Source organism: Nakamurella multipartita DSM 44233, assembly GCF_000024365.1.
GTDB lineage: Bacteria > Actinomycetota > Actinomycetes > Mycobacteriales > Nakamurellaceae > Nakamurella > Nakamurella multipartita.
Map to the genome: position 1 here is coordinate 5,430,631 of NC_013235.1, position 24,882 is coordinate 5,455,512.

Genomic DNA, 24,882 nt, shown 5'->3' on the forward strand with positions numbered 1-24,882 from the left:
CGATGCCCATCGTGGGCATTGGCGATCGGATGAGGAGGGGTCGTCATGGCCGGACCGGCAACCGCGACGTCACTGCGCCTGGTGTTGATCAGCATGACGCTGGCCAACGCGATGATCCTGGTGGACCAGACCGCGGTGCCCCTGATCCTGCCCGACGTCATGAGTACGTTCGGCATCGGCTCGGGCCTGGCCCAGTGGGTGCTCAACGCGAGCCTGCTGCCGCTGGCCGGCCTGCTGGTGCTGGGTGGCCGGCTGGGCGACCTGCTCGGCCGCCGGCGAATCTTCCTGCTGGGCTCGGCCATGTTCGGCGGCGCGTCCGCCGTGGCCGGGCTCGCCCCGGCGTTCTGGATCCTGCTGCTCGCCCGGGTGGTGCAGGGCGCCGGCGGGGCGCTGATGTTGCCGGCGACCGTGGCGATCATCAGTTCGGCCTACCCGCCGGAGAGCCGTGGCCGGGCGCTGGGCACCATGGGCGGCACCGCGGCGATCGCCGGCGCCCTGGGCCCGACCATCGGCGGCGCGCTCACCTCGCTGCTGAGCTGGCGCGCGGTGCTGCTGATCAATCTGCCGCTGCTGCTGATCGTGCTGTGGTGCACGTTGCGCGCGGTGCCCGCCGACCCGCCGCGAACGGGCCGGGCCCACGTGGACGTCAGCGGGTCACTGCTGTTGTGCGTGACCCTCGTCGGGGTCGTCTTCGGCCTGTCGCAGACCGCGGTCTGGCCGCTCACCAGCCCCGGGGTATGGGGGCCGGTGCTCGTCGCGGTGGTGGCCGGCGGGCTGTTCGTCCGGCGGGAGCGCCGCGCGCACAACCCGCTGATGAGCTTTGCCCTGCTGCGCCGGCACCGGAACTATCTCGGCGCCACGGTCAGCCAGGGGCTGGCCGGGATGGCCGAGATGGGGCTGGGCCTGATCTTCCCGCTGCTGTTGATCCTGAACCTGCGGATGGACCCCGGCCTGGCCGGCCTGGCGCTCATCCCGACGACCCTGCCGATGGTGTTGCTGGCCCCGTTGACGGGGCGCTGGTACGACCGGTCGGGCGGTCGGGCGCCGATGACCTGGGGCTTTCTCGTCCTGGCGCTGTCCGGGGTGCTGCTCGCGGCGACGGTGTCCATGGACAGCTACCTGTGGCTACTGCCCGGGCTGCTCGCCTACGGCACCGGACTGGCCATCGTGTTGACGGTGAACGACCCGGTGACCGTCGACAGCATTCCCGAGGCCGACCAGGGTCAGGCGTCCGGCGTCTCGGCGACCGCCGAACAGGGCGGCGGCGCCCTGGGCATCGCTGTGCTGTACGCGGTGTTCCATCAGGTCTATCTGGTCAAGTTCTACGCCGCCCAGGACGCCGCGCCCGGACCCGACCTGGACCCCGACACCATCGGCAAGCTCAAGGACATCCTCATCGGCGAAGAACAGACCGGACTCAAGGTGTCCGATTTCGGGGAGTACGTGCAGACCTACCTCATCCCGGCGCGGGAGGCCTCGAACCTGGGCTACGCCGTGACCTTCCTGGTGGTCACCGGGCTCGCGCTGATCGGGGCGGCCGCGTCCTGGTGGCTGGTCCGCCGACCCGCTCCGATGACGACGGACACCGAACCGGCCTGACGGGTGTTGGATCGGGGGGTTGGATCGGGGGGTTGGATCGGGGGGAGAGCGTTCAACGAGGAGGGCTCATGACCACCGCTGCTTCCTACGCCTCCGGCACCTCGGACGAGCCGCTGCTGGGCGAGACGATCGGTCAGGTGCTGGACCGGGTCGCCGCCGCGCAGCCGGCGGCGCCGGCCCTGGTCGAGGTCGGCACCGGCCGCCGCTGGACCTACGCCGAGCTGCGCGCGGCGGCGGACGAGGTCGCCCTCGGGCTGCTGGCGGCCGGGGTCCGGCGCGGTGACCGGGTCGGCATCTGGGCACCCAACCTGGCCGAGTGGACGTTGGTGCAGTTCGGCTCGGCCAAGATCGGCGCCATCCTGGTCACCATCAACCCGGCGTACCGCTCGCATGAGCTGGCCTACGTGCTCAACCAGGCCGGCATCGGCCTGCTGGTGGCGGCGCCCTCGTTCAAGGGCTCGGACTACGCGGCCATGATCGAGTCGGTCCGGCCGCAGTGCCCGGCCCTGCGCCGGGTGGTGCTGATCGGCGGCCCGGAGTGGGACGGGCTCGTCGCCGACGGCCGGTCGGGTGATCCCGCCGAGCTCGCCCACCGGCAGGCCGAGCTGTCGGCCGACGACCCGATCAACATCCAGTACACCTCGGGCACCACGGGGTTCCCCAAGGGCGCCACCCTGTCCCACCACAACATCGTCAACAACGGCTACTTCGTCGGCCGGCTGTGCGGCTATACCCCGGCGGACCGGGTCTGCATCCCGGTGCCCTTCTATCACTGCTTCGGCATGGTGATGGGCAATCTCGGCGCCCTCACCCACGGGGCCACGATGGTCATCCCGGCCCCCGGCTTCGATCCGGCCGCGACCCTGCGCGCGGTGGCCGCCGAGCGGTGCACCTCGCTGTACGGGGTGCCGACCATGTTCATCGCCGAGCTGGCCGACCCCGGTTTCGACGGCTACGACCTGTCGTCCCTGCGCACCGGGATCATGGCCGGTTCGCCCTGCCCGGTCGAGGTAATGAAGCAGGTCGTGCAGCGGATGGGCATGACCGAGGTGACCATCTGCTACGGCATGACCGAGACCTCACCGGTGTCCACCCAGACCCGCGCGGGCGACTCGCTGGAGCGCCGGGTGTCCACCGTGGGCCGGGTCCACCCGCACGTCGAGGTCAAGGTCATCGACCCGGCCACCGGCCGGACGCTCCCGCGGGGGGAACCCGGCGAGCTGTGCACCCGGGGCTATTCGGTGATGCTCGGGTACTGGGACGAGCCGGACAAGACCGCACAGGCCATCGACGCGGCCCGCTGGATGCACACCGGTGACCTGGCCGCCATGGACGACGAGGGCTACCTGACCATCACCGGGCGGATCAAGGACATGGTCATCCGGGGCGGCGAGAACATCTATCCGCGGGAGATCGAGGAGTTCCTGCACACCCACCCGGACGTGCTGGATGCGCAGGTGGTGGGCGTGCCCGACCAGCGGTACGGCGAGGAGCTGTGCGCCTGGATCACCATGCGCGCGGGCGCGCCGGCCCTGACCGCCGAGGCCGTGCACGAGTTCGCCACCGGCCGGCTGGCCCACTTCAAGATCCCCCGGTACGTGCTCGTCGTGCCGGAGTTCCCGATGACGGTCACCGGCAAGGTGCGCAAGGTCGAGATGCGGGAGAAGTCCGCGCAGCTGCTCGATCTGGGCGCGGCCGCGGCCATCCGCCCCGCCTGACCAGGCCCCCCTTCCCGCGCGGATCAACTACCCCGGCGCGGATGAACTGACTTCGAATGTGACGGCTGAGCACGGTGTTGCCGACTTCATCCGCGCGGGAGCTATCGAACCCCGCCGACGCTCAGTCGCGGCTCGGGGCCCGACCCGGTCCCGGCGGCCCGGCGAACGCCTGGGCCAGATTCAGCCACTGGTCGGCCGCCGCGCCGGTGGCCGTCAGGGCCAGATCGGCACGGTGCCGCCGCCGGGTGACCAGCAGGCAGAAGTCGACCGCCGGCCCGGTGACGTCCGGCGGCCGGCCATCCGGCCCCCAGACCCAGAGCGAGCCGTCCGGCGCGGCCAGCTCCACCCGGAACGGCTCCGCCGGCGGGGTGGCCCCGTGCACGCCGAACGCGTGGTCGCGGGTGATCACCCCCAGGTGGGCGACGTGCCGCAGCCGTCCGGTCGGCACCCGTTCGACGCCCAGCGCGTCGGCGACGTCCTGGCCGTGCGCCCAGGTCTCCATGATCCGGGCGGTAGCCATCGACGTCGGGCTCATCCGGGTGCCGATCCAGGGCAGGCGCACGTTCCCGGCGGCGGCCAGCGCGGTGGCCAGCGCCGCCCGGCCGTCCCGCCAGCGGGCCAGCAGCTGCGCCGGGGGCAACGCCGCGCCGCTCGCGGCGCCGGCCTCGATCAGCCCGGTCAGGTCGGTCGCCGCGGACCGGCTGATCCGGGCGAACGCCTCCGGGTCGGTGGCCGCGGCCAGCGCGGCGTCATCGGTCCACTGCAGGTGCGCGATCTGGTGCGCGATCGTCCACCCGGGGGCGGGCGTCGGCGTGGCCCACGCCGACGCCGGCAATGCCGCCACCAGGGCGTCCAGCTCGGCCCCCTCCGCGGCCAGGTCCGCGAGGACGTCGGCCTTGTCGATCATGTCCCTCCCCAGTGCCGTCGGGTCGCCTACTCGACGTCCGCATCGTGCCCCAGAATCGCCAGCCTGTCCCACCCGGAGTAGACCGCGGCCGGCGGGTGGGGTCTGATCGGGTACTCAGAGATCGACCCAGAGATCGACCCCCACCCCGACGCAGAACCGAGGTTGACCGTGGACCAGGACCGCCGGACGACCGGGACCAGCCGCGCCGCCCCCTTGGTGGACTACCAGGTGCAGGCCGGGATCGCGACCGTGACGTTGGATTCGCCGGCCAACCGCAACGCCCTGTCGGCCCGCCTGCGCCACGAACTGCTGGACCGGCTGGAGGCGGCCATCGCCGACCCGGCCGTCCGGGTGATCGTGCTGACCCATACCGGCCCGGTGTTCTGCTCGGGCATGGACCTGAAGGAGTCGGCCGCACCGGGCACCGGCGACCAGGGGGTCACCGAGCTGCCCCGCATCCTGGAGACCCTGTGGTCCTCCGGCACCCCGGTGATCGCCCGGCTGGCCGGCCCGGCCCGGGCCGGCGGCATCGGCCTGCTGGCCGCGTGCGACCTGGCCGTCGCGGTGGACACGGCGACCTTCGCGTTCACCGAGGTGCGCATCGGCGTCATCCCGGCTGTCATCTCGGCGGTGCTGCTGCCCCGGCTGGCGCCCCGGGCCGCGCACGAGCTGTTCCTGACCGGGGAGATCTTCGACGCGCGCCGGGCCGTGGAGATCGGCCTGCTCAACCGGGCCGTGGCCGCCGAGGACCTGGACGCCGAGGTGACCCGGTTCGTGGACCTGCTGCGGCTCGGCGCCCCCGGGGCGCTGGACGGCACCAAGCGGCTGCTGCGCCGGCCGCGCGGTGACCTGCGGTCCGACCTGGCCGCGCTGACCACCATCTCGGCCGGCTACTTCGCCGGGCCGGAGGCCCAGGAGGGCATGGCCGCGTTCCGGGAGAAACGCCCGCCGGCCTGGGTCACCGAGCCGCGCTGACCGGTCAGGACGCCTCGGCCCGCTCCGGCGCGGCCGCTGGATCGGCGCCGGCGACCGCACCGGCGACCGGACCGGCACCGGCACCGGCACCGGCACCGGCACCGGCACCGGCGACCGTGCTCCGCGATCGCACGAACAGCACGGCGACCGCCGCGGCCAGGACGACCCCGATCGCCACCCGGATCACCGGGCCCATGGCGTCGGTGAACGCGGCCGCGAAGGTCTGCTGCGCGGCCGCGGCCAGCTGGTCGGCCAGGGCCGCCGGCACGTCGGCCGGCCACGAGGACTGCGCCTGCCCCGCGCCCACCGACAACCCGCCGTGCGCCGCCTGGGTCAGCCCGTCCACGAACGGCGCCCGGGCCGCCGCCGGCAGTCCGGCGGCGACCAGCTGGGCCTGCGCGACCATGGCATCGGCCAGCCGGTTGGCCAGGACCGCACCCAGGATCGCCGTGGCCAGCACCGCCCCGAACTCCTGGACCGTGTCCAGCACGCCGGCACCCACCCCGGCCCGGGCCGGCAGCATGTCCCGGGTGGCCAGCCCGAACACCGGGGTCCAGACGCAGCCCAGCCCGATCCCGGCCGCGACCAGCCCGGGTACGAACACCCACCACGCGGAGTCCGGCGTGGCCACCGCCGCGATCTCGACCATGCCGCCGGCGAACAGCAGCAACCCGGCGAAGAGCACCCACTTCATCGGGATCCGGCCGGAGCCGGACAGACCGCCGACAATCCCGGAGGTGATCATCATGGCCATCGACTGGATGCCGATGACGAGCCCGGCGGCGATCGCGGTCAGCCCGACCACCGACTGGTAGTAGATGGTCAGCGGCAGGAACATGCCGACCATGGCAAACCCCATGGCCAGCAAGACCAGGGTCATCACGGTGAAGCTGCGATCGGCGAAGACGGCGAACGGCAGCAACGGTTCCCGGTCCTGGGTGACCGCCTGACGCCACAGGAACAGGACGAGCAGGACGGCTCCACCGGCGATGATCATCGGGATGGTGACGAACCCGGCGACCGTGCCCCAGTCGTACCGCTCACCCTCGATCAGCCCGAACACCACCCCGAGCAGGCCGGCGGTGAGCAGGGCCACGCCGACCAGGTCGAGCCGGTGCCGCCGGCCGGGCCGCACATCGGGCATGACGGCGAACGCCAGCGCGAACGCGGCCACCCCGATCGGGATGTTCAGGAAGAAGATCCAGCGCCAGCCCACGTGGGTCACCAGCAGGCCGCCCAGGGTCGGACCGGCCAGCACCCCCAGGCCGGACATGATGCCGGTCGCGGCAAAGGCCGGGCCTCGCTTGGCCGGCGGCAGGATCGAGGTGATGATCGGCAGTCCCTGCGGTGCCAGCAGGGCGGCCCCGACGCCCTGCATCGCCCGGAACGCGATCAGCTGACCCGGCGTCTGGGACAGCCCCGAGGCCAGGCTGGCCAGGGTGAACACGGCCAGCCCGATCAGGAACAGCCGCCGCGGCCCGTGGATGTCACCCAACCGGCCGGCCGTGATCAGCAGCACGGTGTAGGTCAACGAGTAGGCCGAGCCCACCCACAGCACGGTCTCCAGCGTGGCGTTCAGGTCGGTGACCAGGTCGGGGATGGCGATGTTGACGATCGTGATGTCCAGCAGGGTCAAGAACAGGCCCAGGCAGAACACGGCGATGACCAGGGTCGGGCGGACCGGCCGCCGGCCGTGGATGGGCACGCCGGTCACGGTGACCGACGGCGGGGTGGGTGCGGACATGGGAAAATCTCCTTGCACAGGTGTGAGTGGTGGGTATGCCGATGGCTCGGTGGCTCGGCCCTGACGCGGTGTCGCGCGGACGCTGGTTCGTGCGGGCCGGCGGTGTGTTGGCGCACACCGCCGGCCATCGCTCGGCCGCCGGGATGGTGGCCGCGCGGGTTCGGACCCCTACCGAGGCGGCCCGTTCTCCGACATCGGCCGGGGAATGCCGGGGACCAGGGCGCCGCCGCGGGCGACGCCGTCGGCCCAGGCCCGGATCTGCTCGGCGTCCCAGGTCAGCCGGCCGCTGGCGATGTCCTCGACGACCCCGCTGACCCAGGCGTGCTCGGCCTCGAGCATCGCCAGCTGGTACTCGGTCTCGATCAGGAACAACCGCGGGAACTGGTACTGCGCGGTCAGCCCGTCGGTCACCGAGCGGACCGCGGCGATCGACTTGCCCAACTGGACCAGCCGCGCCATGAGCTCGGACCGGGCCTCCGCGGCGGACAGCAGCGGCAGGAAGGACAACGCCGCCGCGAACTCGGGAAACTCGTTGCGGACCTCCCGCAGCATCCCGGTCAGCCACAACTCGGCGGTGTCCCGGCCCTCGTCGGTCAGCCGGTACACGGTGCGCTCGGGCCGCCGCCCGGCCCGCTCGGTCTCCATCGGTTCGATCAGTCCGGCCGCGGCCAGCCGCTCCACCGCCGGGTAGAGCGACCCCCGCTGCACCCGCACCACCGTGTCCTTGCCGCGGGCCTGCATCACCCGCTGCATCTCGTACGGGTGCATGGGCGCCTCGGCCAGCAGGACCAGGACCATCAGCGTCAGCGGGCTCGGCCGCAACGCGGACGCTCGGCTCCGACTAGTCATGTCATGACTATCGCGCTGATGACGCCCCGGGTCAAGAGTCCACTGAGAGGGAGAGCACGTCCGTCGCGCGGCATCCGACGGCCCGGCATGGCAGGCTTTCGGGTGCTCGATGAAGTGCTCGCACGTGCCGCCATCCCCATGGAGCCCCGATGAACTCACCCCTGCCGGACCCCACCGCCTGGCTGACCGATCTGTTCAAGACCCAGAACCCGATGGTGTTGTGGCCGGTGGGTGACGTCGCGGACACCTCGGCCGCGGTCGCCGCGGCCGCGGCCCCGTGGACCAAGACCGTCGCCCAGATGACCCAGTGGCAGATGGACACGATGAAGGCGTTCTGGGCGCCGTTCACCGGCGGCGCCGCGAAGGCGGAGGCCGGGGCCGACGCCAAGGCGGCCATCAAGGACCGCCGCTTCAGCGGCGAGGCCTGGACCTCCGACCCCCGGTACGAACTGGTCGCCAAGGCCTACCTGGCCCAGACCGAGCTGGCCCAGAAGGCCCTGGACGCCGCGCCGATCGACGACCGCTCCAAGGCCCAGTGGGGCTTCGCCCTACGCCAGGTCGCGGACGCGCTGAGCCCGGCGAACACGCTGGCCACCAACCCGGAGGCGTTGCAGCTGGCCCTGGAGACCGGCGGCGCCAGCCTGGCCGAGGGCATGCGGCTGTTCACCGAGGACCTGGCCAAGGGCCGCATCTCGATGACCGACGAGAAGGCGTTCGAGGTCGGCGAGAACGTCTGCACCACGCCGGGCAGCGTGGTCCTGCAGAACGAGCTGATCCAGCTCATCCAGTACACGCCGACGACCGAGAAGGTCTACAAGCGGCCGCTGCTGATCGTGCCGCCGTGCATCAACAAGTACTACATCCTGGATCTGCAGCCGGCGAACTCGTTCGTCGGGCACGCGGTCGCGCAGGGGCACACGGTGTTCCTGGTGTCCTGGCGCAATGCCGGCCCCTCGCAGGAGAAGCTCACCTGGGACGACTACCTGCAGCAGGGCGTGTTCGCCGCGATCGAGGCGGCCCTGAAGATCAGCAAGGCGGACAAGCTCAACGCCCTGGGCTTCTGCATCGGCGGCACCCTGCTGGCCAGTGCGCTGTCCGTGCTGGCGGCCAAGGGTGAGCATCCGGCGGCCAGCCTGACCCTGCTGACCACCCTGCTCGATTTCAGCGACACCGGCGAGATCGGCCTGCTGGTCACCAAGGAGGGCGTCGCCGCCCGCGAGCAGGCCATCGGCAAGGGCGGGTTGCTCAAGGGCAGCGAGCTGGCCCAGGTCTTCGCCGCGCTGCGGGCCAACGACCTGATCTGGCCGTACGTGGTCAAGGGCTACCTCAAGGGTCAGGCCCCGCCCGCGTTCGACCTGCTCTACTGGAACAGCGACGACACCAACCTGCCCGGCCCGATGTTCTGCTACTACATCCGCAACACCTACCTGGAGAACAAGCTGCGCGAGCCGGGCGCGCTGACCATGTGCGGCGAGCAGGTCGACCTGGGCGCGCTGGACATCCCGGTGTTCGTCTACGCCTCCAAGGAGGACCACATCGTCCCCTGGACCTCGGCGTACGAGAGCACTCAGCTGCTGCGCAACGCCACCTTCGTCCTCGGGGCCAGCGGTCACATCGCCGGCGTCATCAACCCGCCGGCGAAGATGAAGCGCAACTTCTGGATCGCCCCGGACGGTGGCGGCACCCCGGCCGAGTCCGACGCCTGGTTCGAGGCGGCCGAGCAGGTCCCCGGCAGCTGGTGGCCGACCTGGTACGAGTGGCTGGCCGAGAAGGCCGGCAACCAGATCAACGCCCGGGCCAAGCTGGGCAGCGCGCAGTTCGCCCCGCTGGAGGACGCACCGGGCAGCTACGTCAAGCAGAAGGCGCCCTGATCCCGGACGGGGCCGTGAGCTGACCGTGCGCGACCGCTGAGGCCGTCGCTGTGAGCCGAACGCGTTCATTTGCTCACAGCGCGGTTTCAACGGGCCCTGGTGGGGATATACCTGGAACCGGACATCTCAGGCGACCCGAGGGAGCGGTCCGATGGCCGGTCAATGCCTTCCACCTACGGGTGATTCCCGCCAGGACGACCTGCACGCGGCCCATCGCACCGAACACGTCGAGCGGCCGGCCGGCGTCAAGGGCGGGTTTCGGCTCTGCCTGCCGACCGGCCAGTGGTGGTGGTCCCCGGGCATGTTCCGGCTGCACGGGTACCCGCCCCACCAGTGGCGCTCGCTGCGCCCCAGCACCCGTCTGTTGCTCACGCACCGCCATCCGGCCGACCGCTCGGCCTTCGCCCAGGCCTGGACCCACCTACTGGAGACCGGCGGGGTGATGGCCGTCCGGTACCGGATCGTCGGCGTCGACGGGGTGGTCCGGCCGGTGTTCGCCATGGCTTACTTCGACCGGCCCGCCGGGGCGGCCGGCCGGGCCGGCGGCGAGATCACCGGCGTCATGCAGTCCGATGAATAAGGGACCGAATCAGCGACCGAAACAGCAACCGACTGATGCTTGACCCACCTCGCAGTGCTTGGTAGACTACGCATGACGGTCAGGACGAGGACGCAAGAACTCGCTCGCCGGCTCCCCCACGACGAAAGGAAAGTCAATGTCGGACTTCGCCAAGCAGGCTCAGGACGCGGCCGAGCAGTACCTGGCCACCATCCAGAAGATCCAGGACGCCTCCCTGGACGCCATCGCCCGGGTGACCTCCTCGATTCCGGATGCCGCCAAGGACGCCGCCAAGAACGTCCCCACCCTGCCGACCCCCGAGGGTCTGCCCACCGTCGAAGAGGTCTCCGCGGCCTACTTCGACTTCACCGAGAAGCTCGTGGCCAACCAGAAGGCCTACACGGAGAAGTTCCTGTCCGTGGTCAAGACCGAGGTCTGAGTTCTCCCCGGCCGATCGGCCGACCGCATCACCCGACCGCCCGGTCCGGATCCCCTCGCGGGAACCGGCCGGGCGGTTCGCGTTTCGCGATCGAGGGTCCTGACCGGGCCCGGTCGCGATCAACCCGACGAAGGACGGGGCACCCAGGCGGGCAGCAGCCAGTGCGCCCCGGCTCGCAGCTCGTCAACGGCACCGGCATCGCCCGCGATGTGCCGGACCAAGCAGTTCTCGAACAGCCCGTCCAGGGTGGCGTACGCGGTCAACGACGTCACCACCGACCGGCCCCCGCGCAACTGGGCGTAACGCCGCACGACCCGCCCGACCATCGACTCCAGCTGGGCGTCCAACTCGCCCACGGTGAGCCGCAGCTGCTCGTCGAAGGTGGACTGCGCACGCAGGTCGTACCAGAGCCGATGCAGGGCGAAGTCGGCGACCATGGTCGCGACCAGGGCGTCGGCAAAGCCCTCGACCAGGCCGTCCGCGGTGCTCGCGCCGGCGACCACCGCGTCGTAGCGGTGCACACAGGCCGCCTTGTACCGGCGCACGCAGAAGGTGATCAGCTCGACCTTGTCGCGGAAGTAGTAGTGCAACAGGCCGTGCGAGTAGGCCGTCTTCTGCGCGATCTCGCGCAGGCTGGTGCGGGCGTAACCGAGCTCGCCCAGGGTGGCCAGGGCGGCGTCGGCCAGCTCCTCCCGCCGAGCGTCGAACTTGTCCACGCCGGCGCGCTCGAACCGGTCGGGTCCGGCGAGCTTGGCGCGCGTCATCGGACTCCTTCCCGTTGCGCTCATTGTCCTTCGCATCGGCTTCTCTTCGCATCGACATTGTCGGCACCCGTTTGGACGACTGTCAAGAAAAGTCTTGACAGTCGTCCAGATTCGGGAGCAGCCTGTCCCACACATCGGCCGCGTGGCGGGTTCCTTCGGGGGGAGCCCGGCGCGACGACCCTCGGTTGCGACGGCCGGCCCGTCCGCCCAGGCAAAGGAGCCTGCCCATGACCTCGATCGATCTCACCGGCCGCACGGCCCTGGTCACCGGCGGGGCCCAGGGCCTCGGCGAGGCGATGGCGATTGCCCTGGCCGGGGCCGGCGCGACGGTGATGATCGCCGACATCCAGGACTCCGGCGAGCAGACGGCCAAGGCGCTCGGCCCCGAGCACGGATTCGTCAAGCTCGACGTGACCGACGAGGCGGCCTGGGACGCCGCCGTCACCCAGACCGTCGCCCAGCTGGGCGGTCTGGACATCCTGGTCAACAACGCCGGCGTCGAGATCACCAGCCTGATCACCGAGGTCCAGGTGGCCGACATCCAGAAGATGCTGGACGTCAACGTGCTGGGCACCACGTTGGGGCTCAAGCACGGGTTGCGGGCGATGCGACCCGGCGGGGTCGCCGGCCGGGGCGGCGCCATCGTCAACGTGGCCTCGGTGGCCGCGACCATCGCCTTTCCCGGCATCGCGGTCTACTCGGCGACCAAGTCGGCGGTCGACCGGCTGACCCGGGTGGCGGCCATGGAGTCCGGCAAGCTCGGCTACGGCGTTCGGGTCAACTGTGTCTATCCGGGTCTGGTACCCACCGCGATGGGCATCGGCCTGGCCAACGACGTCGCGGGCATCGGCCTGTTCGAATCGGCGGAGGCGGCGGTGGGAGCCGTGGTCGAGCTGACCCCGGCCGGCCGGCTGGGCCAGGTCGAGGACATGGCCGACGCGGTGGTGTTCCTGGCCTCCGACGCCGCCCGATTCATCACCGGCGCCGGGCTGCCGGTCGACGGCGGGATGGGCATGTGAAAACTCACGCTCCGCGCCGGCCGACCGTTCAAGGGTGAATCGAGGGTCCATGCGACTGGTCGATTACCTGGACAAGGGGGCCTCGCTCGGCCCCGACCGGCCGTGCCTGACCACCGACGGCACGACGATGAGCTACGCCGACGTGCAGGCGCTGTCCCACCGGGTGGCCGCGGCGCTGGTCGCGGCCGGCGTCACCCCGGGCGAGACGGTGGCGATCCTGTCGGCCAACGACCCGATCGCCTTCAGCTGCGTGTTCGGCATCAGCCGGGCGGGTGCGGTCTGGTGCCCGATCAACCCGCGCAACGAGGCCACCGAGAACCGGCAACTGCTGGACCTGTTCGACTGCTCGGTGCTGGTCTACCAGCAGTCCTTCGCGCCCCTGGTGAACCGGATCCGGGCCGACCTGCCCAAGGTGCACACCTGGGTGTGCCTGGACGGGCCGGCCGCCCCGGACACCCTGACCTGGGCCCAGTTCCTGGCCGCCGGGCGGCCGAGCACCGCGACCGACCCGGAACCGGCCCCGGCCTGCGACCTGCCGGCGCTGGACGACTTCGCCATGCTGGTCGGCACCCGCGGCACCACCGGCCGACCCAAGGGCGTCATGCTCACCGGCCGCAACCTGGAGACGATGACGGCCATCACCCTGATGAGCTACCCGTTCCGGGGCCGTCCGGTCTACCTGGCCCTGGCCCCGCTGACCCATGCCGCCGGCGTCCTGTGCTTCCCGATGCTCTGCCAGGGCGGGGAGATCGTGATCATGCGCCGGCCGGAGGTGGCCACGTTCATCGAACTGATCGCCCGGCACGGCGTCACCCACACGTTCCTGCCGCCCACCCTGATCTACATGGTGCTGGCCGAGCCCGCCCTGGACCGCACGGATCTGTCGTCGCTGCAATGCTTCTGGTACGGGGCAGCCCCCATGTCGGCCGCCCGGCTGCAGGAGGCGCTCACCCGCATCGGCCCGGTGATGGGCCAGCTGTTCGGGCAGACCGAGGCGCCGATGATGATCTCGACGATGGCCCCGGCCGACCACTTCGAGCCCGACGGCACCGTCGCGGTCGGCCGGCTGGCCTCGGCCGGCCGCCCGGCCCCGCTGGTCACGGTGGGCATCATGGACGCCGCCGGCGCGCTGCTGGGCCCCGGCGAGCGGGGCGAGATCGTGGTCCGGGGATCGCTGGTCACCCCCGGCTACTACCGCGACCGGCAGGCCACCGCGGAGGCCTCCCGGTTCGGCTGGCACCACACCGGCGACATCGGCTACCTCGACGACGACGGGTACCTGTTCATCGTTGACCGGGCCAAGGACATGGTCATCACCGGCGGCTTCAACGTCTACTCCACCGAGGTGGAGCAGGCCCTGATGCAGCACCCCGGGGTCCGCGACTGCGCGGTGATCGGGCTGCCGGACGAGAAGTGGGGCGAGCGAGTCGTCGCCGTCGTGCAGGCCCAACCCGGGACCGACCTGCGGGAGGCCGAGGTCATCGCCTTCGTCAAGACGCTCATCGGCAGCGTCAAGACCCCCAAGCAGGTCCACCTGTGGCCGGACCTGCCCCGCTCCAAGGTCGGCAAGGTACTCAAGACCGACATCAAGGCAACGCTGGGCGCGGCCCGCTGATCCCCGGCACCGATCGCTACAGCACGGCCATCCCGTGCACCGGGGACGAGGCCTGCGCGTGCACCCGCTTGGGAATCCGGCCGGCCCGCCGCGCGGCCCGGCCGGCGAGCACCGCGTGCCGCATCGCGGTGGCCATCAGCTGCGGGTCCTGGGCCCGGGTGACAGCGGAGGCCAGCAGCACCCCGTCACACCCGAGCTCCATGGCCAGCGCCGCGTCCGAGGCGGTGCCGATGCCGGCGTCCAGGATCACCGGCACGGTGGCCTCGGACACGATCAGCTCGATGTTGTGCGGGTTGGTCAGGCCCAGGCCGGTGCCGATCGGCGCGCCCAGCGGCATCACCGCCGCGCACCCAGCCTGCTGCAACCGGCGGGCCAGGATCGGGTCGTCGTTGGTGTAAGGCAGCACCACGAAGCCGCGACCGACCAGCTGCTCGGCCGCGTCCAGCAGCTCGATCGGGTCCGGCAGCAGGGTGAACTCGTCGGCCACCACCTCCAGCTTGACCCAGGTGGTCTCCAGCGCCTCCCGGGCCAGCTCGGCGGTCAGCACCGCCTCGCGGACCGTCCGGCAGCCGGCCGTGTTGGGCAGGATGCGCACGCCGCGGGCGTCCAGCACGTCCAGCAGCGAGCCCTCGGCGGCCACCCCGTGCCGGCGCATCGACACCGTGCACAGCGCGGTGCCGGAGGCCTCGATGGTCTCCTCGATCACCGTCATGCTGGCCGCGCCGCCGGTGCCCAGCAGCAGCCGGGACGCCAGGGTGACCCCGGCGATGACGAACGGGTCGTCGCCTCGCTCAGCCACCCTGCACCGCCGTGACGATCTCGACGACGCTGCCGTCGCGCAGGGTGGTGGACGGCCACTGCGAGCGGGGCACCACGTCCCCGTCCAGCGCGGCCGCCCCGCCCCGGCCGCCGCCGGTCTGGGCGCCGATCAGGGCCTGCAGGGTGGTGCCGGCGGCCACCTGCCGCGGCTGGCCGTTGACCATCACGTTCATCGAACCTCCTGGGGGGCAGTGCGGTGCGGGGCGAAGGGAGCCAGGGCGGCCGGCACCCGGCCGTCGGTGATCAGGTCGGCGATGCCGTCGCCGGTGATCGGGGTGAGCAGGATGCCGTTGCGGTAGTGCCCGGTGGCCAGGATCAGCCCGTCCACCCAGGACGGGCCGAGCAGCGGGGCGTTGTCCGGTGAGCCCGGCCGCAGCGCGGTGCTCACCTCGACCAGCTCGGCCTCGGACACCGCCGGCAGCAACGACTGGGCGTCGCGCAGCAGCTCGTACACCGCGCCGGCCCGGGCTGTGCAGTCGAACCCGGCCTCTTCGGTGGACGCGCCGATCACCAGCTCGCCGCCGGCCCGCGGCACCAGGTAGACCGGGGACCCCTTGACGCTGCCCCGCAGGATCCGCGGCGGCAGCGCGTCCGGGTCCATCCGCAGGCGCAGGGTCTGGCCCTTCACCGGGTGCACCCGGGGCCGCGCGGCGGCCGGCAGACCGGCGATCCGGCCCGAGTGCGCGCCCGCCGCCAGCACCAGCACCCCGGCCGACCGGACGGTGCCGTCGGCGGTGGTGATGCCGGTGGCCCGACCGTCGACGACCTCGATCCGGGCGACCGTCTCGGCGACCAGTTCACCCCCGGCGCCGACCACCGCGGCCAGCAGCGCGGCGTGCAGCAGCCGGTTGTCGACCTGGTGGTCGTCGGCGGCCAGCAGGCCACCGGGCAGGCCCGGCGCGATGCCCGGCAGCAGCCCGCGCAGCTCGCGGGAGGTCAACGGCTGCATGCTCTGGTCGAGGGTCGCGGCGAAGGCGGCCAGATCCCGCAGGGCGGCCAGGTCGGCGCCGTCCCAGGCGGCCACCACGGTGCCGGTGCGGCGGTAGCCGATGTCCCGGCCGGTCGCCGCGGTCAGCTCGGCCGCGAAGCTGGGGTAGCGGGCGGCCGAGGCCAGGTTCAGGGCCAGCAACGGCTGCTCGCCGTAGTGCAGTTCGGTGACCGGCGCCAGCATCCCGGCCGCCGTCCACGACGCCCCGGAGCCGGGCGCCGGGTCGACCACGGCGACCGACCGTCCGCGACCAAGACACCGCCAGGCGATGGACAGCCCGATCACCCCGGCACCGAGGACGAGCACGTCCGGCGCAGCCGCGCGGCCCGCGCTCATGGCCGCGCTCCGGCCGGCGCCGCGCGGCCGGGTGGGTGCGCTGGGTGCGGTCGGCAAGCCTGGTTCACGGCCGGCGATCCCTTCGGTCGGCACGGTTCGCGGATGGGGAACCAGACTGCCGACTCGTCCGGGGGCAATCTCCCTACGCCGGCATGATCCGGTTCAGGTCGGACGGTCGGCGGCTGGCAGCCACCCTCTCAGCCCGATCCATCGGGCTCCCGCGTGCACCTGGCACCCTACTCCGGCCGCCGCCGGCCGCCCAACGGGCGGGCACGGGTGGACCGGGTGGACACGGGCGCCGGGCCGCGCACCCGCCGACCGAAGGTTCGGCGTCGCCCGGCGGCGCCGAACCTTCACTCGACCGGCTCCGGACGGGCCTGCCACCGGGGCGCAACTCCCGGCTGGGCACAATGGCGCCGGTGAGCTCCCCCCACGATGCCCGTCCCGCGCTGGCCCGGGCCCGCCTGTACCTGTGCACCGATTCCCGCGCCCGGCAGGGCGACCTCGAACCGTTCCTGGACGCGGTGCTGGCCAACGGCGTCGACATCGTCCAGCTGCGGGAGAAGGGGCTGGAGGCGCGCGCGGAGCTCCGGCTGCTGGAGGTCTTGGCCGCGGCGGCCCAGCGGCACGGCAAGCTGTGGGCGGTCAACGACCGGGCCGACGTCGCGCTGGCCAGCGGGGCGCCGATCCTGCACCTGGGCCAGGACGACCTGCCGGTGCCGCTGGCCCGGCGGATCGTCGGCGACGAGGTGCTGATCGGCCGCTCCACCCACGACCCGGCCCAGCTGGACGCGGCCCGCACCGAGCCGGGGGTCGACTACTACTGCGCCGGCCCGACCTGGACCACCCCGACCAAACCCGGCCGTCCGGCGGCCGGGCTGGGCCTGCTCGACCACGGGGTGGCCCGGCAGGACGCGCGGCCGTGGTTCGCCATCGGCGGCATCGAGAACGCCGCCCGGCTCGAGGAGGTCATCGCCCGCGGCGCCCGCCGGGCCGTGGTCGTGCGGATGATCACCGAGGCCGAGGACCCGGGCGCCGCCGCCCGCGCGGCCGCCGACCGCCTGGCCGCGCTCTGACGGCCGGCCCCGGGTTCAGCTCTCGTTGACCACCTGGGCCAACCGGCGGGCCCGGCTGGAGACGAACACCTGCTCCAGGCTCATCGGCGCCCCGTCGGGACCGGTCAACGGCACCCGCCAGTTCGGGTACTCGTCGATGGTGCCCGGCTGGTTCTGGGTGCGGCGATCGCCGACCATGTCGGTCAGGGCCACACACAGCAGCTTGGACGGGGTCCAGGTCAGGTACCGGTGCAGGGCCTGCACGGTGCTCTCCAGCTCCAGTCCGGCCAGGTCGGGCGAGTCCGGATCGAGCTTGCCGGTGGCCGAGGAGGCCGTCGCCGCGGTCAGCGCGCCCCGTTGCCGCAGCTCCTCGATCCAGGCGGCGCGTTCGGCGTCGTCGGCGGCCAGTTCCTCCTCCAGCGACCGGGTCAGCAGGCCCAGCTCGTCGCGCAGCCGGACGTGGTCGCCGGCCAGGTACCCGGCGGTCGGTGGCAGGTCGTGGGTGGTCACCGAGGCCAGGCAGTACTCCCGCCAGCGCTCGGGCCGCAGCGGCCGGCCGTCCCCGTCGAACTCGAACTCGAACCACAGGATCGAGGTGCCCAGGATGCCCCGTTCCGACAGGTACTCGCGCACCCACGGCTCGACCGTGCCCAGGTCCTCGCCGACGACGATCGCGCCCGACCGGGACGCCTCCAGGGCCAGGATGCCGATCAGCGCCTCGTGGTCGTACCGCACGTAGGTCCCCTCGGTGGGGCCCATGCCGTCCGGGATCCACCAGAGCCGGAACAGCCCGATGATGTGGTCGACCCGGACCCCGCCGGCGGCCCGCAGCACCGTGCGGACCATGTCCCGGAACGGGGCGTACCCCTGCTCGGCCAGCCGGTCCGGACGCCACGGCGGTTGCGCCCAGTCCTGCCCGGCCTGGTTGAACGCGTCCGGCGGGGCGCCGACGGTGATGCCCTGGGCGAAGACGTCCTGCAGGCTCCAGGAGTCCGAGCCCTCCGGGTGCACGCCCACGGCCAGGTCGTGCATGACGCCCAGGGCCATCCCCGACCGCCGGGTCGCCGCCTGGGCGATGGACAGCTGCTCGTCGAGCACGAACTGCAGCCAGCGGTAGAAGTCGACGTCGTCGGCGTGTTCGGCCCGGAAGGCGAGCACCTCCGGGGTGGCCGGATGCTGCAGCTCGTCCGGCCACTCGTGCCAGTCCTTGCCGTGCCGGTCGGTCAGGGCACACCAGGTCGCGTAGTTGTCCAGGCCCTCGCCCTCCCGTTCCCGGTAGGCGGCGTAGGCCAGCTCCCGGCCGGCCGACCGGGGCACCGCGTGCACCAGGCGCAGGGCCGCGGCCTTGGCCGTCCAGGTGGTGTCCCGGTCGATCGCGTCCAGCCCCGCCAGGTCCTGCTGCAACGCCGCCTTGAGCGAGCCGACCTCGGCCCGGTCGGCGGCCGGCAGGTCGGCGTACTCGGGGATGCGCTCGACCCGCAGGTAGATGGGGTTCTGGAAGCGGCGGGTGGTCGGCAGGTACGGGGAGGGTTCCATCCGGCCGGACGGTTCGGCCGCGTGCAGCGGGTTGATCAGCACGTACCCGGCGCCCAGGTCCGCCCCCCAGACGGACAGGTCCTCCAGGTCGACCACGTCGCCGACGCCCCAGGAGCCGGCCGAGCGGACGCTGTAGAGCTGGGTGGCGATCCCCCAGGCGCGCCGGTCGCCGAGCCGCTCCGGCAGGCCCACCCGCTGCGGCGTGACGATCAGCGCACACGACGCCTCGTCACCCTCGGACCAGGCCTTGAGCCGGTGGTAGCCCAGCGGCAGGTCCCCGGGGATGCGGAAGGTGGCCTGCCCGGTCCACCGGTCCCCGACCTGCCGGGCCGGCGCCCAGTTCTCCTCCTGCACCAGGCTCGAGCGGTACCCGCCGCCCTCCAACTCGATCCAGACGTCCACTGCGGCCCCGTCGCGGACGTGCACGTTCACCGTCGGGGCCCAACCCGCCCGGATCACCAGGGCCGGCGGTAGCAGGCGCCGCCAGGGGGCGTCGTCGTGGTCGCGCAGGGCCTGCTCGGCCGCGTCCGGGGTGGCGACGTCCACGCCCAACGCCTCCAGCACGCGGGTGATCGACCGATCGGAGACCTGGACGTGACGGCCCTGCCAGTCCCAGAACTCGGTGGCGATGCTGTGGGCGGCGGCCAGCCGGTGCAGCGTGTCGGGCAGGTCCATGGCGGCAATCCTCTGAATGGGGCGAGATCCGGGATGCCAGAGATCACATCACGCGCACCCATCCGACGCTCGCCACGGGGCGTCTGACCAGTGCGGCCCGACGTGGGCCGATCACACCGTTGCGACACCGCACACTCCGAAGGGAGCAGGCCGAGCATGCCCACCGCCATTCGTCGTCTCGTGGACGTGGGGATGACCCGACTGCGCCTGCGCGGCCGTCCGGCCATCGCCCGGGCTCTGCGCCTGTCCGGCGCGGCCGTGGCCGCGTTCAGCGCCGCGCTGGCCCTGTTCCCCGGCACCGTGCCGATCCTGGCCCCGCTGACCGCGCTGCTGGTCGTGGAGATCACCCTCAAGGACAGCCTGACCAGCGGGGTGCAGCGCATCATCAGCGTGGCCACCGGGGTGCTGCTGGCCGTGCTGTTCTCCAGCGTGGTCGGCCTGACCTGGTGGAGCCTGGGCGTGCTGGTCGCGCTGTCGATCATGGTCGGCCAGCTGATGCGGCTGGGGCCGCACCTGATCGAGGTGCCGATCAGCGCCATGCTGGTGCTGGCCGTCGGCGGCGCCGAGGCCGCGGCCACCGACCGGATCAGCGAGACGCTGCTCGGGGTGGCCGTCGGCATGCTGGTCAACCTGATCGTGCCGCCCGCGGTGGGCTCGGACTCGGCCGCCGCCGCGGTGCAGCGGTTCGCCGCCGAACTGGCCCGGCTGCTGCGCACCGCATCGGCCGAACTGGCCGAGCCGATCACCGACGCCCAGGCCATCCGCTGGATGGACGACGCCCGGACGCTGAGCCGCAACGTGCCCGAGATCGACAAGGCCCTGCGGCCAGGCCGAGCAGGGCCGCCGGCTCAACACCCGCGCCCTGGTCGTGCCCGACACCAACGACAGCCTGCGGGCCGAGCTGGACGCCCTGGAGCACACCACGGTCACCGTGCGCAGCATGTTCCGGTCGATCCTGGACGGCGTCCGCGACCATCCCACCCTGGACCCGACCCGGGGCGAGGACCTGCGGCTGGTCTTCGCCGAGCTGCTCTCCGACGTCGCGGCCAGCGTCGAGGCGTTCGGCGAGCTGGCCCGGCACGAGGGCACCGAACACGTCACCAGCACCGAGCAGCGGCTGACGGCCGCGCTGGCCCGGCTGCGGGAGGCCCGGGACCGGGCCGACGACCTGCGGATGGTCGGCGGACAACGGCTGGGAGCTCTCCGAGCCGGTCCTGCAGACCGTCGAGCGGGTGCTGCGCGATCTGGACGTGCTCGGCCAGGCCCGGCGCCCGCGGCCGCCCCGGTCGACCACCCTGGCCGAATCGCTGGAGATCATCCGCACCGCCGGCCACCTGCTGCAGGCGGCGCCGCTGGCCGGCCCGTTGCCGCCGCACCGGCGCCCCGACCGGCGGCCCATCCCGGCCGACCAGACCGGTCCGCATCGGCTGCCGCTGGGCCGCACCCCGGGCCACCGGTCCGGGCGTCCGGTCCGGGAGGACTCGCCGTTGGACACCGGGCGGATGCGGGCGGTGTCCCGCCCGGCCGGCCGGGCCCGCTCCGGGCCGACCAGTCGCGCCTGAGCACATCCGCGCCCGGCCCGGGAATGCCCGTCCGGGGCGCCGGGTTGGTTCAGGAGTCAACAAACTTCAAGGGGTACTTCATTCATGACTGTCAGCGTTCGCGAGAGCCGGATCCCGGCCTCCCTGATCATGCTGCTCGGGGCGCTGACCGCGATCGGGCCGTTCACCATCGACCTGTACCTGGCCGCGTTCCCGCAGATCACCTCAGACCTGGCCACCGACCCGGCGGCCGTCCAACTGACCATCACGGCGACCCTGGCCGGCCTGGCCCTGGGCCAGCTGGTGATCGGCTCGGTGTCCGATGCGCTCGGCCGCCGGCGGCCCCTGCTGGTCGCGCTGAGCGTGTACGTGGTCGCCTCGGCCGGCATCGTGTTCGCCGGATCGGTCGAGATGCTGACCGGGCTGCGTTTCGTCCAGGGCTTCACCGCGGCCGCCGGCATGGTGCTCTCCACCGCGATCATCCGGGATCGATTCCACGGGGTCCGGGTCGGCAAGGCGCTGGCCCGGATGATGCTGGTGGTCGGCGTGGCCCCGGCCATCGCCCCGGTCATCGGCGCGCAGTTCCTGGCCTGGGGCAGCTGGCGGATGATGTTCGCCGCGCTGGCCGTCGTCGGGGCGGTGCTGCTGGTGCTGGCCGCGGTGTTCCTGCGCGAATCGCTGCCGGTCGAGCGGCGCCGCGCGGGCGGCCTGGGGGCGGCGGCCCGCTCGTACGCCTCCCTGCTGCGGGACCCGGTGTTCGTCGGGCTGGCCTTCGTCGGCGGCTTCTCGCTCGCCGGCATCTTCACCTACGTCTCCTCGGCGACCTTCGTCTTCCAGGAGGGCTTCGGCCTGAGCACCGGCCAGTTCGCGGCCATCTTCGCCTCCGGCGCGGTGGCCATCACCGCCGGCACCCAGATCAACGGTGCGCTGATCGGGCGGGTGCGCCCCGAGCGGATCCTGCTGACCGGGGTGCTGGTGTCCGTGCTCACCGCCGCGGCCCTGCTGACCGTGTCCATCCTGGGCCTGGGTGTGCTGCCGATCGCCGCGCTGCTGGTGCTCACGCTGCTGACCGCGGGGATCCTGCTGCCGGCCGTGCCGGTGATCGCGCTGGCCCAGAATGCCCACCGGGCCGGCAGCGCGGCCGCCCTGCTGGGCGCGATCCAGTTTGCCGTCGGCGCGTTCATCGCCCCGCTGTCCGGGCTGTTCGACGCGTCCTCGCCGGTGCCGATGGCCGGGGTGATCCTGGGCGCCGCCCTGGTCACCCTGGGCCTGGTGCTCCTGCTGCGCCGGCCGCTGGCCGCCCGTCCGGTCCTGACCGGGGACGAGCGCGTCCTGGCCACCAGCGACGAGCTCGTCACCACCTGAGCCCACCGGCTCGCCCGGCCCACCCTCGGCCCCGGCGCTGCCTCCCCCACCGGCCCCGCCCCTCACCCGGCCCGCCCCGCCCCGAACCCCGTCGAGTGTGCAGAAACGGCCCTCATCCGCTCGGATGAGGGCCGTTTCTGCACACTCGGGCCCGGGGGTGGCCGGGCGGGGCCGGGTGAGGGGCGGGGCGGGGGCGGGGTCGGGCCGGGCCGGGCGGGGGCTCAGCCGGCGGGGTCGACCCGCCAGCCGTCGGGGACCGTCATGCCCCGCTCGACCAGCTCGTCCCGCATCCGGTCGCGCAGGGCGGCGTCGCCGGCCAGCCGGGCCTGCCGCTCGCGCAGCGGCCCCGAGCCGACCATGTTGCGGAACCAGCCCAGCGCGGCGAGCCGTTCGAACAGCTGCCGCTGGGTGCCGGCCGGCAGCGGCCGGTCGGCCTCGGGCCAACGCAGCGCCCCCCAACGGCCCCGGTAGACGGCCGCCCGCACCGGGACCCGGGCCGGGGTCTCGCTCGCGGCGAGGTGCAGCAGGTACCGCTCGGCCGCGACCGGGACCAGCTCGTAGTTGGGCTCGGTGACGTCCAGCCGGGCCCGTTGGCCCTCGTCCAACCAGAGCACCGCGCAGTCGACCGCCGCGCCGGGCGAGTCGACAAGCACCCACGGCAGGTAGCCGGGGTCGCTGACGTGCGCGGAGTGGGCCAGCACGCACCCGTGCAGCCGGGCCCGGGTGACCGCGATGGGTCCGCCGTGACCGCCGAACTTGGCCACCAGCTGGGCCGGCGCCGCGTTCGCGCCGAACGCCACCACCGCCGTCCGGCCGTCACGCCCGTCGGGCCAGCCGTCGACCCCGGGCGAGAGCGGACGCACCCGGTCGTCGCGCAGCAGGTAGTCGAAGGCGAGTCGCTCCCCCGGATAGAGCGCCGGATCCGCACGCGGAGCCGGCGGCAGGTTCAGATCGTTGAGATGTGTTTCGGACGGGCCGGACATGATTGCCTCCTCGGTCACCGTAACGGGCCGCGGAGCCCCGGCGTGACCGCGCACCGACGGGCCCGTGATCATCTCCTGTGTCAGGCTGATCCGGTGCGCATGCAGTTCGCGACCGGACCCGACCCCATGGACCTGCTGACCCTGCCCTGGTCAACGGCGTTGGAACGCTGGCCCAAGGAGAAACTGGTCTCCCTGCCTCGGGGTATCTCTCGGCACGTCGTCCGGTTCGTCCGGATCGGCGGCATCGTCTACGCGATCAAGGAGATCAGCCAGGGACTGGCCGAGCACGAGTACGGGCTGCTGCGCGAGCTGGCCAAACGCGAGTTGCCGGTGGTGCAGGCGGTCGGCGTGGTGGCCAACCGGATGACCCCGGAGGGCGAGCCGCTGGACGCCGCCCTGGTCACCAAGCACCTGAAGTTCTCCCTGCCCTACCGGGCCCTGTTCTCCCGCCGGATGGACCCGGAGCTGGAGACCAAGCTGCTGGACGCACTGGCCGAGCTGCTGGTCCGGTTGCACCTGGTCGGCTTCGCCTGGAAGGACTGCTCGCTGTCCAACACCCTGTTCCGGCGCGACGCCGGCGCCCTGGCCGCCTACCTGGTGGACGCCGAGACCGGCGAGCTGCGCGAGTCACTGTCCAAGGGGCAGCGCCTGCAGGATCTGGACATCGTGGAGACCAACGTCGCCGGCGAGCTGTTGGACCTGCAGATGTCCGGCCTGCTACCCGAGTCGATCGACCCGTTGGAGACCGCGATGTCGGTCATCGAACGGTACGAGCGGCTCTGGGAGCTGCTCACCGCGCCACAGACCATGGGCGACGACGAGTGGTGGCGCATCGAGCAGCGGCTGCGCAAGCTCAACGAGCTGGGCTTCGACGTGGCCCAGATCCACATCAACGAGCACGACGGCGACCCGCACGTGATGGTGCAGACCCAGGTCGTGGACGCCGGCCACCACCGCAAGCGGTTGTTCGCCCTGACCGGCATCAACGTGCAGGAGAACCAGGCCCGGCGCATCCTCAACGACCTGGACACCTACCGGTCGCAGGCCGTCATGCCCGGCACCGAGGTCGACGAGGACACCGTGGCCCACCACTACGTCACCGACGTCTACGACCCCGTCGTCGAGGCCATCCCGGCCGGGCTGGCCGAGAAGCTCGAACCGGCCGAGGTCTTCCACGAGGTGCTCGAACACCGCTGGTACCTGACCCAGGCGGCCGAGCGGGAGGTCTCGATGGACTACGCGACCCAGTCCTACATGCAGACCGTGCTGCGCCACCGGCCGGACGAGAAGGCGTTCCTGGACTCCAGCCTGATGGGGGTCGGCGCCCTGGACGCCGACGACATCAGTGACGACCCGCCCGACAGCGATCCGGAAGAGAACGACCCGGCAGACGTCGACATGAGTGACGACGACATGAGTGACGACGCGCAGGCCGGCTGACCCGCATTCGACCTGAGATCGGCGTCACCGCCCCGAGATCAAGATGTCACCCAAGATCGACAAAATTCGTGCATCGGCGCTGATA

The 24,882-nt window shown here is 72.5% G+C and carries 21 protein-coding genes and 1 pseudogene; 13 read left to right on the top strand and 9 right to left on the bottom strand.

Annotation, left to right across the window (positions count from 1 at the left end; translation table 11 throughout):
- Positions 1-45: 45 nt before the first annotated feature.
- A complete protein-coding gene (locus tag NAMU_RS24145) occupies positions 46-1,599 on the top strand; it encodes an MFS transporter (protein ID WP_015749954.1) in 1,554 nt (517 codons plus the stop codon).
- Between the two features lie 68 nt (positions 1,600-1,667).
- Positions 1,668-3,317 carry an AMP-binding protein gene (locus NAMU_RS24150; protein WP_015749955.1) on the top strand — a complete coding sequence of 550 codons (1,650 nt, stop codon included), beginning with the start codon at positions 1,668-1,670 and terminating at the stop codon, positions 3,315-3,317.
- Between the two features lie 121 nt (positions 3,318-3,438).
- Here the strand turns inward: NAMU_RS24150 and NAMU_RS24155 are convergent, their stop codons facing one another.
- Positions 3,439-4,224 carry a TIGR03084 family metal-binding protein gene (locus NAMU_RS24155; RefSeq protein WP_015749956.1) on the bottom strand — a complete coding sequence of 262 codons (786 nt, stop codon included), beginning with the start codon at positions 4,222-4,224 and terminating at the stop codon, positions 3,439-3,441.
- 168 nt (positions 4,225-4,392) lie between these two features.
- On the opposite strand from NAMU_RS24155, the gene NAMU_RS24160 reads away from it, so the two are divergent.
- Positions 4,393-5,199 (top strand): enoyl-CoA hydratase-related protein, encoded by an 807-nt coding sequence (locus tag NAMU_RS24160; RefSeq protein ID WP_015749957.1) that lies wholly within the window; start codon positions 4,393-4,395, stop codon positions 5,197-5,199.
- A 4-nt stretch (positions 5,200-5,203) separates the two neighbouring features.
- Here NAMU_RS24160 and NAMU_RS24165 read toward each other — a convergent pair whose 3' ends face one another.
- Both NAMU_RS24165 and NAMU_RS24170 read right to left on the bottom strand, forming a co-directional pair.
- Entirely contained in the window at positions 5,204-6,943 is a 1,740-nt protein-coding gene (locus NAMU_RS24165) for a DHA2 family efflux MFS transporter permease subunit (RefSeq protein ID WP_015749958.1), read from the bottom strand.
- A 168-nt stretch (positions 6,944-7,111) separates the two neighbouring features.
- Positions 7,112-7,792 (bottom strand): PadR family transcriptional regulator, encoded by a 681-nt coding sequence (locus NAMU_RS24170; protein ID WP_015749959.1) that lies wholly within the window; start codon positions 7,790-7,792, stop codon positions 7,112-7,114.
- A gap of 149 nt (positions 7,793-7,941) precedes the next feature.
- On the opposite strand from NAMU_RS24170, the gene NAMU_RS24175 reads away from it, so the two are divergent.
- The 3 genes from NAMU_RS24175 (at position 7,942) to NAMU_RS24185 (ending at position 10,661) form a co-directional block, all read left to right on the top strand.
- Positions 7,942-9,663 (top strand): PHA/PHB synthase family protein, encoded by a 1,722-nt coding sequence (locus tag NAMU_RS24175; RefSeq protein ID WP_015749960.1) that lies wholly within the window; start codon positions 7,942-7,944, stop codon positions 9,661-9,663.
- Positions 9,664-9,814: 151 nt separating this feature from the next.
- Positions 9,815-10,243 (top strand): PAS domain-containing protein, encoded by a 429-nt coding sequence (locus NAMU_RS27840; protein ID WP_015749961.1) that lies wholly within the window; start codon positions 9,815-9,817, stop codon positions 10,241-10,243.
- A 136-nt stretch (positions 10,244-10,379) separates the two neighbouring features.
- Positions 10,380-10,661, top strand: a complete 282-nt coding sequence (locus tag NAMU_RS24185; RefSeq protein ID WP_015749962.1) for a hypothetical protein — start codon at positions 10,380-10,382, stop codon at positions 10,659-10,661.
- 119 nt (positions 10,662-10,780) lie between these two features.
- Here the strand turns inward: NAMU_RS24185 and NAMU_RS24190 are convergent, their stop codons facing one another.
- Entirely contained in the window at positions 10,781-11,425 is a 645-nt protein-coding gene (locus NAMU_RS24190; RefSeq protein ID WP_015749963.1) for a TetR/AcrR family transcriptional regulator, read from the bottom strand.
- A gap of 227 nt (positions 11,426-11,652) precedes the next feature.
- Here NAMU_RS24190 and NAMU_RS24195 point away from each other — a divergent pair, with 227 nt between their 5' ends.
- A complete protein-coding gene (locus tag NAMU_RS24195; protein ID WP_015749964.1) occupies positions 11,653-12,444 on the top strand; it encodes an SDR family NAD(P)-dependent oxidoreductase in 792 nt (263 codons plus the stop codon).
- A 49-nt stretch (positions 12,445-12,493) separates the two neighbouring features.
- Positions 12,494-14,059 carry an AMP-binding protein gene (locus tag NAMU_RS24200; protein ID WP_015749965.1) on the top strand — a complete coding sequence of 522 codons (1,566 nt, stop codon included), beginning with the start codon at positions 12,494-12,496 and terminating at the stop codon, positions 14,057-14,059.
- Between the two features lie 16 nt (positions 14,060-14,075).
- Here the strand turns inward: NAMU_RS24200 and NAMU_RS24205 are convergent, their stop codons facing one another.
- Genes NAMU_RS24205 through thiO form a run of 3 tightly spaced genes read right to left on the bottom strand, consistent with a single transcriptional unit; the run spans position 14,076 to position 16,202 of the window.
- Positions 14,076-14,858, bottom strand: coding sequence for a thiazole synthase (locus tag NAMU_RS24205; protein ID WP_015749966.1), 783 nt, complete (start codon positions 14,856-14,858; stop codon positions 14,076-14,078).
- Positions 14,851-15,051 carry a sulfur carrier protein ThiS gene (gene thiS, locus NAMU_RS24210; RefSeq protein ID WP_015749967.1) on the bottom strand — a complete coding sequence of 67 codons (201 nt, stop codon included), beginning with the start codon at positions 15,049-15,051 and terminating at the stop codon, positions 14,851-14,853. The genes NAMU_RS24205 and thiS overlap by 8 nt, the downstream gene beginning before the upstream one ends.
- Positions 15,048-16,202, bottom strand: a complete 1,155-nt coding sequence (gene thiO, locus NAMU_RS24215; protein ID WP_015749968.1) for a glycine oxidase ThiO — start codon at positions 16,200-16,202, stop codon at positions 15,048-15,050. The genes thiS and thiO overlap by 4 nt, the downstream gene beginning before the upstream one ends.
- A gap of 410 nt (positions 16,203-16,612) precedes the next feature.
- Here thiO and thiE point away from each other — a divergent pair, with 410 nt between their 5' ends.
- On the top strand, positions 16,613-17,278 hold the full coding sequence (thiE, locus tag NAMU_RS24220; protein WP_015749969.1) for a thiamine phosphate synthase: 666 nt from the start codon (positions 16,613-16,615) through the stop codon (positions 17,276-17,278).
- Positions 17,279-17,293: 15 nt separating this feature from the next.
- Here thiE and malQ read toward each other — a convergent pair whose 3' ends face one another.
- On the bottom strand, positions 17,294-19,468 hold the full coding sequence (gene malQ / locus NAMU_RS24225) for a 4-alpha-glucanotransferase (RefSeq protein ID WP_015749970.1): 2,175 nt from the start codon (positions 19,466-19,468) through the stop codon (positions 17,294-17,296).
- A 192-nt stretch (positions 19,469-19,660) separates the two neighbouring features.
- On the opposite strand from malQ, the pseudogene NAMU_RS32015 reads away from it, so the two are divergent.
- The 3 genes and pseudogenes from NAMU_RS32015 to NAMU_RS24240 form a co-directional block, all read left to right on the top strand.
- Positions 19,661-20,044: pseudogene (locus NAMU_RS32015) on the top strand (aromatic acid exporter family protein); the annotation flags it as partial.
- 656 nt (positions 20,045-20,700) lie between these two features.
- Positions 20,701-21,030, top strand: coding sequence for a hypothetical protein (locus NAMU_RS31210; RefSeq protein WP_041369406.1), 330 nt, complete (start codon positions 20,701-20,703; stop codon positions 21,028-21,030).
- An 84-nt stretch (positions 21,031-21,114) separates the two neighbouring features.
- Positions 21,115-22,374 (top strand): multidrug effflux MFS transporter, encoded by a 1,260-nt coding sequence (locus NAMU_RS24240; RefSeq protein WP_015749972.1) that lies wholly within the window; start codon positions 21,115-21,117, stop codon positions 22,372-22,374.
- A gap of 221 nt (positions 22,375-22,595) precedes the next feature.
- On the opposite strand, the gene NAMU_RS27845 is transcribed toward NAMU_RS24240, so the two are convergent.
- On the bottom strand, positions 22,596-23,357 hold the full coding sequence (locus tag NAMU_RS27845) for a hypothetical protein (protein WP_015749973.1): 762 nt from the start codon (positions 23,355-23,357) through the stop codon (positions 22,596-22,598).
- 99 nt (positions 23,358-23,456) lie between these two features.
- Here NAMU_RS27845 and NAMU_RS24250 point away from each other — a divergent pair, with 99 nt between their 5' ends.
- Positions 23,457-24,797, top strand: a complete 1,341-nt coding sequence (locus NAMU_RS24250; protein ID WP_015749974.1) for a DUF4032 domain-containing protein — start codon at positions 23,457-23,459, stop codon at positions 24,795-24,797.
- Positions 24,798-24,882: the final 85 nt, after the last annotated feature.